Below are 11,504 nucleotides of genomic sequence, written 5' to 3' on the forward strand. Positions count from 1 at the left end.
GATTCAACCCCCGGGGTCTCATGGTTTTTCTGTTCCGCCTGCTCTCGCGCCTGCCCTTGAGCGTCATTCACCGGCTCGGCGCCCTGCTCGGGCAACTGACCTACCTGCTCTCGCCAAGCTACCGGCGCCACCTGCGCAACAACCTGGCGCAGGCCGGCATCGATCCGGCGCTACGCCTGCCGGTGGCGGCCGAGACCGGCAAGCAGATGCTGGAGCTGTCCCGTATCTGGATGCGGCCGCTGGCAGAGGCCAACGCCCAGGTCGTCGAGGTGGTTGGTCGCGAGCTGCTCGAGGCCGCGCTGCTGGCCGGCAAGGGGGTCGTTTTCCTGACGCCGCATCTCGGTTGCTTCGAAATCACCGCCCAGTACCTGTCTTCCTTTGGCGATATCACCGTTCTTTACCGGCCGCCCAAGTCGGCGGCGGCGCAGGAGCTGATCCTGATGGGGCGCAAGCGGGCGCAACTGCATCTGGCGCCGGCCGACCTGTCCGGAGTACGGGCGCTGATCAAGGCGCTGAAGAAGGGACAGATGGTCGGCATGCTGCCCGATCAGGCGCCGAAGACCGGCGAAGGCGTCTGGCTGGATTTCTTCGGGCGTAAGGCCTACACCATGACGCTGGCTGCCCGCCTGACCGAAACCGGCGCCGCCGTGCTGATGACCTGGGGCGAGCGCCTGCCCGGCGGGCGCGGTTACCGGGTGCACTTCCAGGCGCTGACGGCGCCGCTTGCCGGCGATACCGTGGCGCGCGCGCAACAGATCAACCACGAGATCGAAACCCTGATCCGGCAGTGCCCGGTCCAGTACCTGTGGGGCTACAACCGCTACAAGACGCCGCGCGGCGCCGAACCGCCGCCGGCCTAGAAACTGGCCGGGCAGGTATCATCCCGTTGTTGCCGGCCAGGGCCGCGCCGGTGGCAATCCACAGACCATGGCCGACTGAGAACAGGATTTACCCATGAGCAGCCTGAATATCGAGATTCGCCCCATCACGCCGCCGGAAGTACCGGCGATTGCCTCGCTGGCGCGGGAAATCTGGCAGGCGACCTATCCCGGGATCATCACCCAGGAGCAGATCGACTTCATGCTCGAGCAGCGTTACGGTCACGAGCGCCTCTACGACGACCTGGAAGACGCCCACAAATGGCTCGATCAGGCCATCTACGAGGGGCGGCGCGTCGGTTTTGCGTTCAGCGAGTTGTACAAGGGCGAATTCAAGCTCGACAAGCTCTACATCCATCCCGACGTCCAGCGGCGCGGTGTCGGCGGCCAGTTGATCGCCCATGTCGCCGAGCGGGCGCGCAAGCAGGGCTATCCCTGCGTGATCCTGCAGGTCAACAAGCGCAACGTGAATGCCATCAACTCGTACCAGAAATACGGATTCACGGTACGTGAGACGACGGTCGACGACATCGGCCGCGGCTACGTGATGGACGATTTCGTGATGGAGAAAAAGCTTTAGGAATTTGAGATAACTACCTGTCTCTGTTATTCTTTTTCTTGATCAATAGTGGAGCGGTTCGTGAAGCTCAAATTCACCAAGATGCACGGCCTGGGCAACGACTTCGTCGTGCTCGACGGCGTGCGCCAGCAGTTTTCCCTGACGCCGGAGCAGTTGCGCTACCTCGGCGACCGCCACTTCGGCGTCGGTTGCGATCAGATTCTGGTCGTCGAAAAGCCGACCCGGGACGGCGTCGATTTCCGTTATCGCATCTTCAACGCCGATGGCGGCGAGGTCGAGCAATGCGGCAACGGCGCCCGCTGCTTCGTGCGTTTCGTGCACGAGCAGGGGCTGACCGACAAGCGCGAAATCCGCGTCGAAACGATGAAGGGCGTGATTGCCCCGCGCCTCGAGGGCGACGGCAACGTCACCGTCGACATGGGTGTGCCGCGTTTCCTGCCGCATGAGATTCCTTTCCTGCACGACGACGACGTGGTCGTCTACAACCTCGACGTCGCCGACGAGACGCTGGAAGTCAGCGTCGTCTCGATGGGCAACCCGCATGCCGTGCAGGTCGTTGACAGCGTGGATAGCGCGCCGGTTGGCGAGCATGGGCCATTGATCGAATCGCACGCGCGTTTTCCGCAACGGGTCAACGCCGGTTTCATGCAGGTTGTCGACAAGCACGCGATCAGGCTGCGGGTCTATGAGCGCGGTGCTGGCGAAACCCTGGCCTGCGGTACCGGCGCCTGCGCCGCCGCAGTGGCCGGCATCCGGCGTGGCCTGCTCGAATCGCCGGTGCGCGTCAGCACACGTGGTGGCGACCTGACCATCGCCTGGGGCGGCGACGGCCGTCCGGTGCTGATGACCGGTCCCGCCCAGACCGTATTTTCCGGAGAAATCGATTTATGAGCGCCCTGTTTCCCGAAGACGTCGCCGAGTACCTGAAGCGCAATCCCGGTTTCTTCGAGCAGTACGCCGATCTGATGGCGCAGATTTTCGTGCCCCATCCGCACGGCGGGCGTGCCGTTTCGCTGGCCGAAAGGCAGATGCTGACGCTGCGCGAGAAGAACCGCGCCAGCGAGTCGAAGCTGGCCGAACTGATCGCCTTCGGCGAGGAGAACGACCAGATTTCCGAGAAGGTGCATCGGCTGGCGGTCGGCCTGATCGCCGCCGAAACCTTCCAGGCGGTGATTCACCTGCTGAACTTCCACCTGCGCGACGATTTTTCCGTGCCGCACGTCGCCCTGCGCCTGTGGGACAAGCCGGCAGGCATCGAGGACCTGCCGGAATTCGCCGCGGTCAGCGAGGAACTGCAGGTGTTCGCCGAGACGCTGGCGCGCCCCTACTGCGGTTCGACCGCCGGCTTCGGTACCGCCTCCTGGTTCGGCGAAGCGGCGCCGCACATCCGTTCGCAGGCGCTGATCGCCCTGCGCAACGGCGGCGGAACGATTGGCATGGTCGCTCTGGGCAGCGAAGAAACCCAGCGCTTCTATGCCGACATGGGGACGCTCTACCTCGAGCGCATCGGCGAGATGGTTTCGGCGGCGCTGGCACGGGTCACCAAGAGCACGCTGTGACGCCGGCGGCCGCGGTCGACGCCTACCTCGGCGAACTCGCCGGGCAGCGCCGGCTGTCGCCGCACACGCTGAGCAACTACCGGCGCGACCTGGAAAAACTGCTGGCCGCGGCGGGTGAACTGCCGCTCGACCAGTTGCTGGTCCATCACATCCGGCGTTTCGTCGCCGGACTGCATGGCGGCGGCCTCTCCGGCCGCTCGCTGGCCCGCCTGCTCTCGGCCTGGCGCGGCTTCTTTGCCTGGCTGGGCATGCGCGGGCTGATCCGGGCCAATCCCTGCGAAGGCATCCGGGCGCCGAAGTCGCCGCGCCTGTTGCCGAAGGCGCTGTCGGTCGACGAGGCGGCGCAACTGATGCAGCCGCTGGCCGACGCCGACGACCCCTTCGAGCGGCGCGACGCGGCGATGTTCGAGCTGCTTTACTCGTCCGGCCTGCGCCTCGCTGAACTGGTCGGCCTCGATTGTTCGGCGCTTGAAGGCATCGTGCATGAGGGCGAGGTCAGGGTTCTCGGCAAACGCAACAAACCGCGCCTGGTGCCGGTTGGTACGCCGGCCCGGCAGGCGGTCGCCGCCTGGGCGGCGGTGCGCAGCGCGCTGGCCTTGCCCGATGAAGCTGCGCTCTTCGTCAATACTCGCGGCCGCCGCATCGGGCCGCGCAGCGTCGAACAGCGGCTGGCGCAGCGAGCCGTCCAACTCGGCCTGCCGCAGCACGTCCATCCGCACATGCTGCGCCATTCCTTCGCCTCGCATGTCCTGCAGTCGTCCGGTGACCTGCGCGCGGTGCAGGAAATGCTCGGCCACGCCAGCATCGCCTCGACCCAGGTTTATACCCACCTCGACTTCCAGCACCTGGCCAGCGTCTACGACAAGGCGCATCCGCGGGCCAAGCGCTGAAGGTCGGCGCTGAAAACGGCAAACAAATCAAGTGGTAATTGACCATCGTCCGGTCAACCCGGCATAATGGCCGTCTTTCAAAATTTCGCCGTAATCCGGAGTCAGTCATGGCCATCAACCGCAACCGCCGCAACATCCTGGAACGCCGCTGCGTTTCGAAAACCGTCAAGCGCCTGTTCAAGAGCGACGGCAAGACGACGTTCAAGACCATGTACGCCGTCGAATGCCATCAGCGCAATCGCAAGCCGCTGGGCAACTAAGCCACACCACGCATTCCCGGCCCCGGTTATCGCAAGGTAACCGGGGCTTCTTGCTTTTACCGGTCGAGAAAGAATCATGGCCCAGTTGATCCTGATGCCCGGCAAGGAACGGTCGGCGATGAAGCAGCGCCACCCCTGGCTGTTTGCCGGTTCGGTCGGCCGCCTCGAAGGGCGTGCCCGGCCCGGCGACACCGTCGAGGTGCTGGCCGACAACCTGCGTCCGCTGGGGCGCGCCGCCTACAGCCCGCAATCGCAGATTCGCGCCCGTTTCTGGACTTTCGACGCCGACGAGTCGGTGGACGACGCCTTCTTCAAACGCCGTATCGCTGCCGCCGTCGCCCGCCGCGATGCGCTGCCGGAGTTGCGCGGCCAGGACGGCGTGCGCCTGATCCATGCCGAATCCGACGGTCTGCCCGGCGTCATCGCCGACCGTTACGGCGACACCGTCGTCGTCCAGCTGACCTCGGCCGGTGCCGACAAATGGCGCCAGGCGATCGTCGCCGGCCTGGTCAAGGCGACCGGCTGCGCCCGCATCTACGAACGCTCGGATTCCGAAGTGCGCGCCCTCGAAGGGCTGGAACCGACCACCGGCTGGCTGCACGGCGAGGCGCCGACGGTGCCGCTGGCGATCATGGAAAACGGCGTGCGCCTGGCGGTCAACATCGCCGGCGGCCACAAAACCGGCTTCTACCTCGATCAGCGCGAGAATCGCCGCCTGCTCGGCGAGCTGGCGGCCGGCAAGGAAATCCTCAACTGCTTCTGCTACACCGGCGGCTTCTCGCTGCAGGCGCTGGCTGGCGGCGCCGCCAGCGTGCTGTCGATCGACTCGTCCGGGCCGGCGCTGGCGCAGGCCCGCGCCAACCTGGCGCTCAATCCGCAACTGCCGGCGGAACGTGCCGAATGGCTGGAGGCCGACGTCTTCCAGGCCTTGCGCGATTTCCGTCAGGCCGGTCGCAAGTTCGACCTGATCGTTCTCGATCCGCCCAAGTTCGCGCCGTCGGCCGCTCACGCCGAGCGCGCCGCGCGCGCCTACAAGGACATCAACGTCCTCGGCTGCCGCCTGCTGCGCCCAGGCGGAATGTTGATGACCTACTCCTGTTCCGGCGGCATCGGCCTCGAACTGTTCCAGAAGATCGTCGCCAGCGCCGCCCACGACGCCGGGCGCGAGGCGCGCATCGTGCATCGCCTGGCGGGGGCTGCGGATCATCCGGTAGCCCTGAACTTCCCGGAAGGCGAATACCTGAAGGGCTTGCTGGTACAGGTGGATTGAGCGAATAATTTGCCGACGGGATGCAAGGCATTGCCATGAATGGCTGCGGCATGCTAAAAAAGCTGTTCTGGATGCGGAGTGCTCATGGTTTTCTCTTTTTTCAAGAAACAGCCCGAGAAGGTGGTGCCAAAAGCCACGGTGGCTAGGCCGCGCGCTCCGTTGCCGGAGATGAAAGTGCCGCCGGCGCAATCCGCCGTGCCGCCGAAGCTTGAGCAGCCATTGCCCGATCTGGAGTTTTCCGTGGAAAAGGCGCCACCGGCCAAGTCGCCGGCGCCCGCCAGACAGGCCAAACCGCCCGCCCCGCCGCCATCATCGCCCAACCGTGTGGCATTGGCGATGTCGGCGGAAGATGACTTCGACGGCGAATTTACCGCGTCGTCGGTGATGGCGATCGATGTCGTTCATGATATCGACCCCTTGCAGGCCGATGTTGAGCAGGTGGCGGTCCTCTTCGCCAATAGCCAGGACGATGCCGCGCGGGCCTTGTTGCAGAACGTGTTGCAGACTTATTCGGGAGGAGAGGGCATCCGCCTGTGGCGGATGTTGTTCGACCTCCTGCAGATACAGGGCGACCGTGCCGCCTTCGATCGCTACGGCATGGAGTTCGCGCGTAGTTGCGAAATGTCGCCGCCGGCCTGGCGGGATGCCTCCGGTGCTGGCATCGGGACGGCCTCGGCGGCGAAGGGGTTTACGCTGCAGGGCGTGCTGGCAGGCGACGATAGTGCCGCATTGCAGCAACTCGACGAGTCCTTGAAGCAGGCCGGTGATCTGCTGGTCGATTGCAGTCGCCTGGTCGGTTGCGACGACATTGCTGCTGGCCGTCTGGCCGACGTGCTGATCGTTGCCCGACGTTCCGGCAAGGTGGTGACGCTGCAGGGCGCCGACATTTTCGCCCGTCGTCTGGAAGAGCGATTGAAGACCGGCGAGGCTGCGCATGAAGCGGCGTGGCGCCTGCTGCTGGAGTTGCTGCAGCGTCTCGGGACACAGGCCCATTTCGAGGAAAAGGCGGTCGATTACGCGATCACCTTTGAGCTTTCGCCGCCGTCCTGGGAGACTCTGCCGAAGGATGTCGTGGCCAAGCAGACGGCGCTCGCCGCCGCGCCGAAGGACGAAGTTTATTACCTCGCCGGCGACCTCAAGGCGCTGCGTTTCGAGGAACTGCTGCCCTTGCTCGAAGCGGGTGGTCCGTCCATCATCGACTTTTCCGCAGTCCGCCGCGTCGATTTCTATTCGGCCGGTCAACTGGTCAACCGGCTGGCACCGTTCAAGGCTGCCGGTCAGGATATCGTGATCCGCAGCCCGAATCACCTTGTCGCCGAGTTGATGGCCGTGGTCGGCCTCAACAAGCAGGCGCGCATCATCGTTCCCAAGTCTTAATTCAGGAAAAAAACATGGAGCAATATCACGGCACGACGATCCTGTCGGTGCGCCGGGGCAATTCCGTCGCCATGGGCGGCGACGGCCAGGTGACGCTGGGCAACATCGTCATCAAGGGCACCGCCAAGAAAGTCCGTCGCCTCTACCAGGGGCGCATCCTCGCCGGCTTTGCCGGCGGTACCGCCGATGCCTTCACGCTGTTCGAGCGTTTCGAGGCCAAGCTGGAGAAGCATCAGGGCAATCTCGTCCGTTCCGCCGTCGAGCTGGCCAAGGACTGGCGTACCGACCGCGCTCTGCGCCGGCTGGAGGCCATGCTCTCGGTCGCCGACTGTGAGTCGTCGCTGGTCATCACCGGCAACGGCGACGTGCTCGAACCGGAGTACGGCATCGTCGCCATCGGTTCCGGCGGCGCCTACGCGCAGAGCGCGGCGCGGGCGCTGGTCGAGAACACCGAACTGAGCCCGCTGGAGATCGTCACCAAGTCGCTGGAAATCGCCGGCGACCTGTGCATCTACACCAATCGCAACTTCACGCTGGAGACGCTGGAATGAGTGGCGCCACGATGACCCCGAAGGAGATCGTCTCCGAACTCGACAAGCACATCGTCGGCCAGAACGCGGCCAAGAAGGCGGTGGCCATCGCCCTGCGCAACCGCTGGCGGCGCGCCCAGGTGGCCGAGCCGCTGCGCCAGGAAATCACGCCGAAGAACATCCTGATGATCGGCCCGACCGGCGTTGGCAAGACCGAGATCGCCCGCCGCCTGGCGCGGCTGGCCGATGCGCCCTTCATCAAGGTCGAGGCGACCAAGTTCACCGAGGTCGGCTACGTCGGCCGCGATGTCGAGACGATCATCCGCGACCTCGTAGAGATGGCGATCAAGGGTCACCGCGAGCGGGCGATGAAGGCCAACCGCGGGCGGGCCGAGGACGCCGCCGAGGAGCGCGTGCTCGATGCGCTGTTGCCGCCGGCGCGCAGCCCCGGTTTCTACGCCGAGGAGTCGGCGAGCAGCAGCGATAACGCCACCCGCCAGAAATTCCGCAAGAAGCTGCGCGAGGGCGAACTTGACGACAAGGAAATCGACATCGAGCTTGCCGCACCTTCGATGCAGGCCGAAATCTTCGCGCCGCCGGGCATGGAGGAGCTGACCCAGCAGATCCAGGGGATGTTCCAGAACATGGGCGGCGGCAAGAAGAAGTCGCGCAAGCTGAAGATCAAGGAGGCGCTGAAACTCCTTGCCGACGAGGAAGCTGCCAAGCTGGTCAACGATGAGGAAATCAAGCTCGACGCCGTCAAGGCGGTCGAGCAACATGGCATCGTCTTCATCGACGAGATCGACAAGGTGGCCAGTCGTTCCGACGTGCAGGGTGCCGACGTTTCCCGCCAGGGCGTGCAGCGCGACCTGCTGCCGCTGGTCGAGGGGACGACGGTATCGACCAAGTACGGCATGATCAAGACCGATCACATCCTGTTCATCGCTTCCGGCGCCTTCCATCTGTCGAAGCCGTCCGATCTGATCCCCGAGTTGCAGGGCCGCTTCCCCATCCGCGTCGAGCTCGATTCGCTGTCGGTCGCCGATTTCGAACGCATCCTGACCCAGACCGACGCCTGCCTGACCAAGCAGTACCAGGCCTTGCTGGAAACCGAGGGAGTCAAGGTGGAGTTTGCCGAAGACGGTATCCGCCGCATGGCCGAGATCGCCTTCCAGGTGAACGAGAAGATCGAGAACATCGGCGCCCGCCGCCTGCATACGGTGATGGAGAAGCTGCTGGAGGAGGTGTCCTTCGAGGCCGGCAAGGTTGGGCTGGAAAACATCGCGGTCGACGCTGCCTACGTCAATGACAAGCTCGGCGAAGTGGCGGCCGACGAGGACCTGTCGCGCTACGTGCTCTAAGGGCATTCCCGGATGGGCGGGCGGCAGCGCTGCCCGCACAATCCGCTTTTCCATCCCTTGCTGAGACCGAACCGTGGACGAAAGCAGCCTGACCTTCCGCCTGCTGGCCATCCTCTTCCCGATCTTCGGCATCGTCGCCGCCGGTTTTTTCTACGGGCGCAAGCACAAGCCGGAAATGGCGGTGGCCAACCGGCTGAACATGGACGTCTTCGTGCCGGCATTGGTCTTCGCGGCGATGGCCGGCAAGTCCTTCGATCTCGCCGCTTACGCCCCGCTGGCGCTTGGGGGTTTCATCGTCCTCGCCGTCTGCGGCCTGCTTGCCTGGCCGATTGCCCGGCTCTGCGGCGTGCAGCCGAAGACGCTGGTGCCGCCGATGATGTTCAACAACTCGGGCAACATCGGCCTGCCGCTGGCCGTGCTGGCCTGGGGCGAGAACGCGCTGCCGGCGGCGGTGATCCTGTTCATGGTCGAGAACACGCTGCATTTCTCCTTCGGTGCCAAATTGCTCGACCCGAAGACGCGCATCCTGATGCTCTGGCGCATCCCGGTGGTTTTTGCTGCCATTGCCGGCTTGACCGTGGCAATTCTGAAGATTCCCGTGTGGCAGCCACTGGTCATCGCCATCAAGATGCTCGGCGACGTCTCGGTGCCGCTGCTGCTGTTCTCGCTCGGCGTGCGCATGACCGACGTTTCCTTCGGCGAGTGGAAGCTGTCGGTCGGTAGCGCGTTGCTGCGGCCGTTGGCCGGCATGGCGATTGCCTACGGGGTGATCCAATTGCTTGGACTGCAAGGGCGTGATGCGGCGATGTTGCTGGTGTTTGGCGCGCTGCCGCCGGCCGTGCTCAATTTCCTCTTTGCCGAGCGCTACCAGCAGGAGCCGCAGCGGGTGGCGTCGATCGTGCTGATCGGCAACCTGGCGGCGCTGATCTTCCTGCCGCTGGCCTTGGCCCTGGTGTTGTAGAAAATTCGCCTTTTTTGGCGGTCGACCGCAGGATTTTGCCGTTCAGCTGTTGAAGCGATCCATCTGCCGCCGGTCGCGCTTGGTCGGCCGGCCGTGGATGTCGGCGGCGGGTTCCTGGGTGAATTTGCGCCGCATCTGCTCGGCTTCGCGCGCGGCGATGCTCTCCGGCGTTTCCTCGTAGAGCAGGCGAGCTTCCGGCGCTGGGCCACGCTTTTCGGACAGGCCGAGAATGGTGACCTGCCAGCGGGTTTCGCTGTTGCTGATGTCGAGTCGGTCGCCGACTTTGGCCTCACGCGCCGGCTTGGTCGGCGCCCCGTTCAGCTTGACCTTGCCGCCGCCGATCGCATCGGTGGCCAGGCTGCGCGTCTTGAAGAAACGCGCAGCCCACAGCCACTTGTCGATGCGGATACCAGCCACTACGGCAGGACGGATTCGCCAGCGTAGAGCTGTTCGACGGTCTCGCGCTGGCGGATGACGTGGACCTGGTCGCCATCGACCATGACTTCGATGGCGCGCGGGCGCGTGTTGTAGTTCGAGGCCATGGCCATGCCGTAGGCGCCGGCCGACATCACCGCGAGCAGGTCGCCCGGCTGCAGGTTGAGCGGCCGTGCCTGGCCGAGGAAATCGCCGGTTTCGCAGACCGGGCCGACGACGTCGTAGTCGCGCGTGGCGCCGGCGCGCGGCACGACCGGCTCGATGTCGTGCCAGGCCTCGTAGAGGGCCGGACGCATCAGGTCGTTCATCGCCGCATCGATGATGGCGAAATCCTTGGCTTCGCCATGCTTGAGGAATTCGACGCGGGTGAGCAGCAGGCCGGCGTTGCCGACCAGGCGGCGGCCCGGTTCGAGCACGACCTTGAGGCCGCGGCCCTGCAGCTTGTCGAGCAGCGGATTCAGGTAGGAAGCGACGGTCGGCTGCACTTCATCGGCGCGGTACTGGATGCCGAGGCCGCCGCCGAGGTCGATGTGATGCACGGCGATGCCTTCGGCGGCAAGCTGGTCGATCAGCACCAGGATGCGGTCAAGGGCTTCGGCAAACGGCGACGGGTCGAGCAGTTGCGAACCGATGTGGCAGTCGATGCCGGCAACGGCGATGTTCGGTAGCGCGGCAGCGCGGCGGTAGAGTGCCAGCGCGTCGTCGTAGGCGACGCCGAACTTGGCTTCCTTGAGGCCGGTCGAGATATAGGGATGGGTCTTCGGATCGACATTCGGATTGACGCGCAGGCTGACCGGCGCCTGCTTGCCGAGCTGGCCGGCAACTTCGTTGAGGCGCTCGATTTCCGGGATCGATTCGATGTTGAAGCAGAAGATGCCGGCTTCGAGCGCCAGCTTCATTTCCGCCGCCGTCTTGCCGACGCCGGAGAAGACGACCTTCTGCGGGTCGGCGCCGGCCGCCAGCACGCGCTGCAACTCGCCGCCGGAAACGATGTCGAAACCGGCGCCGAGACGGGCGAACAGGTTCAGGATGGCGAGGTTGGAGTTGGCCTTGACGGCGTAGCAGACGAGCGCGCCGGCACCAGCCGGATGGGCGCCGAGGACGTCGTGGAATTCCTTGAGCGCTGCGGTAAGCGCGGCGCGCGAATAGACGTAGGCGGGCGTGCCGAATTGTTCGGCAATGGCTGGCAAGGCAATGGCTTCGGCGTGCAGGACGCCGTTCTTGAGGGCGAAGTGGGTCATCGGGCGTGGCTTTGTTGCGCCGTGCTACCATCTGCCGCGTTGCCCTTGGGCGGTAACTCGAGCGGGCCTTTCATGCCGCAGGCGGCAAGGCTCAGGATGATCAGTACGGCAGCGATTCGGGGCATGGTTTCGGTCGCGGTCTGCGAAGAGCGGGATGTTAGC

14 protein-coding genes are annotated in these 11,504 nt (G+C 65.0%); 11 read left to right on the top strand and 3 right to left on the bottom strand.

Annotated elements, in window-relative coordinates; translation table 11 throughout:
• The first annotated feature begins 20 nt into the window (after nucleotides 1–20).
• From AC0KWY_RS15385 to AC0KWY_RS15435, 11 genes are all read left to right on the top strand, one after another.
• A complete protein-coding gene (locus tag AC0KWY_RS15385; RefSeq protein ID WP_474026367.1) occupies nucleotides 21–860 on the top strand; it encodes a lysophospholipid acyltransferase family protein in 840 nt (279 codons plus the stop codon).
• A 94-nt stretch (nucleotides 861–954) separates the two neighbouring features.
• Nucleotides 955–1,458 (top strand): GNAT family N-acetyltransferase, encoded by a 504-nt coding sequence (locus AC0KWY_RS15390; protein ID WP_474026368.1) that lies wholly within the window; start codon nucleotides 955–957, stop codon nucleotides 1,456–1,458.
• 60 nt (nucleotides 1,459–1,518) lie between these two features.
• The gene (gene dapF / locus AC0KWY_RS15395; RefSeq protein ID WP_474026369.1) at nucleotides 1,519–2,349 is read left to right on the top strand and encodes a diaminopimelate epimerase; all 831 of its coding nucleotides are present in this window, start codon (nucleotides 1,519–1,521) and stop codon (nucleotides 2,347–2,349) included.
• Nucleotides 2,346–3,017 (top strand): DUF484 family protein, encoded by a 672-nt coding sequence (locus AC0KWY_RS15400; RefSeq protein ID WP_374325973.1) that lies wholly within the window; start codon nucleotides 2,346–2,348, stop codon nucleotides 3,015–3,017. Before dapF ends, AC0KWY_RS15400 begins: the two co-directional genes overlap by 4 nt.
• Nucleotides 3,014–3,907, top strand: coding sequence for a tyrosine recombinase XerC (xerC, locus tag AC0KWY_RS15405; RefSeq protein ID WP_474026370.1), 894 nt, complete (start codon nucleotides 3,014–3,016; stop codon nucleotides 3,905–3,907). The genes AC0KWY_RS15400 and xerC overlap by 4 nt, the downstream gene beginning before the upstream one ends.
• 107 nt (nucleotides 3,908–4,014) lie before the next feature.
• A complete protein-coding gene (locus AC0KWY_RS15410; RefSeq protein ID WP_474026371.1) occupies nucleotides 4,015–4,167 on the top strand; it encodes a hypothetical protein in 153 nt (50 codons plus the stop codon).
• 76 nt (nucleotides 4,168–4,243) lie between these two features.
• Complete coding sequence (locus AC0KWY_RS15415) at nucleotides 4,244–5,437, top strand: class I SAM-dependent rRNA methyltransferase (protein WP_474026372.1); 1,194 nt, start codon at nucleotides 4,244–4,246, stop codon at nucleotides 5,435–5,437.
• Nucleotides 5,438–5,521: 84 nt separating this feature from the next.
• Nucleotides 5,522–6,814, top strand: a complete 1,293-nt coding sequence (locus AC0KWY_RS15420; RefSeq protein ID WP_474026373.1) for an STAS domain-containing protein — start codon at nucleotides 5,522–5,524, stop codon at nucleotides 6,812–6,814.
• A gap of 14 nt (nucleotides 6,815–6,828) precedes the next feature.
• The gene (hslV, locus tag AC0KWY_RS15425; RefSeq protein WP_474026374.1) at nucleotides 6,829–7,365 is read left to right on the top strand and encodes an ATP-dependent protease subunit HslV; all 537 of its coding nucleotides are present in this window, start codon (nucleotides 6,829–6,831) and stop codon (nucleotides 7,363–7,365) included.
• Nucleotides 7,362–8,705, top strand: coding sequence for an ATP-dependent protease ATPase subunit HslU (gene hslU, locus AC0KWY_RS15430; RefSeq protein WP_474026375.1), 1,344 nt, complete (start codon nucleotides 7,362–7,364; stop codon nucleotides 8,703–8,705). The genes hslV and hslU overlap by 4 nt, the downstream gene beginning before the upstream one ends.
• A gap of 88 nt (nucleotides 8,706–8,793) precedes the next feature.
• On the top strand, nucleotides 8,794–9,666 hold the full coding sequence (locus tag AC0KWY_RS15435) for an AEC family transporter (RefSeq protein ID WP_474029738.1): 873 nt from the start codon (nucleotides 8,794–8,796) through the stop codon (nucleotides 9,664–9,666).
• Nucleotides 9,667–9,708: 42 nt separating this feature from the next.
• Here the strand turns inward: AC0KWY_RS15435 and AC0KWY_RS15440 are convergent, their stop codons facing one another.
• The 3 genes from AC0KWY_RS15440 to lptM are packed head-to-tail and all read right to left on the bottom strand — an operon-like array spanning nucleotide 9,709 to nucleotide 11,467.
• On the bottom strand, nucleotides 9,709–10,074 hold the full coding sequence (locus AC0KWY_RS15440) for an RNA-binding S4 domain-containing protein (protein ID WP_474029739.1): 366 nt from the start codon (nucleotides 10,072–10,074) through the stop codon (nucleotides 9,709–9,711).
• A gap of 8 nt (nucleotides 10,075–10,082) precedes the next feature.
• The gene (gene lysA / locus AC0KWY_RS15445) at nucleotides 10,083–11,342 is read right to left on the bottom strand and encodes a diaminopimelate decarboxylase (protein ID WP_474026376.1); all 1,260 of its coding nucleotides are present in this window, start codon (nucleotides 11,340–11,342) and stop codon (nucleotides 10,083–10,085) included.
• The gene (lptM, locus tag AC0KWY_RS15450) at nucleotides 11,339–11,467 is read right to left on the bottom strand and encodes an LPS translocon maturation chaperone LptM (protein ID WP_474026377.1); all 129 of its coding nucleotides are present in this window, start codon (nucleotides 11,465–11,467) and stop codon (nucleotides 11,339–11,341) included. Before lptM ends, lysA begins: the two co-directional genes overlap by 4 nt.
• Between the last annotated feature and the right edge of the window lie 37 nt (nucleotides 11,468–11,504).

This window comes from Azonexus sp. MM2026_4, assembly GCF_055901855.1.

Bases quoted from the DNA above. Each gene is read 5' to 3' on its own strand.
- AC0KWY_RS15385 (WP_474026367.1), top strand. From the start codon at position 21: ATGGTTTTTCTGTTCCGCCTGCTCTCGCGCCTGCCCTTGAGCGTCATT.
- AC0KWY_RS15390 (WP_474026368.1), top strand. From the start codon at position 955: ATGAGCAGCCTGAATATCGAGATTCGCCCCATCACGCCGCCGGAAGTA.
- AC0KWY_RS15400 (WP_374325973.1), top strand. From the start codon at position 2,346: ATGAGCGCCCTGTTTCCCGAAGACGTCGCCGAGTACCTGAAGCGCAAT.
- AC0KWY_RS15410 (WP_474026371.1), top strand. From the start codon at position 4,015: ATGGCCATCAACCGCAACCGCCGCAACATCCTGGAACGCCGCTGCGTT.
- AC0KWY_RS15415 (WP_474026372.1), top strand. From the start codon at position 4,244: ATGGCCCAGTTGATCCTGATGCCCGGCAAGGAACGGTCGGCGATGAAG.
- AC0KWY_RS15420 (WP_474026373.1), top strand. From the start codon at position 5,522: ATGGTTTTCTCTTTTTTCAAGAAACAGCCCGAGAAGGTGGTGCCAAAA.
- hslV (WP_474026374.1), top strand. From the start codon at position 6,829: ATGGAGCAATATCACGGCACGACGATCCTGTCGGTGCGCCGGGGCAAT.
- hslU (WP_474026375.1), top strand. From the start codon at position 7,362: ATGAGTGGCGCCACGATGACCCCGAAGGAGATCGTCTCCGAACTCGAC.
- lysA (WP_474026376.1), bottom strand. From the start codon at position 11,342: ATGACCCACTTCGCCCTCAAGAACGGCGTCCTGCACGCCGAAGCCATT.
- lptM (WP_474026377.1), bottom strand. From the start codon at position 11,467: ATGCCCCGAATCGCTGCCGTACTGATCATCCTGAGCCTTGCCGCCTGC.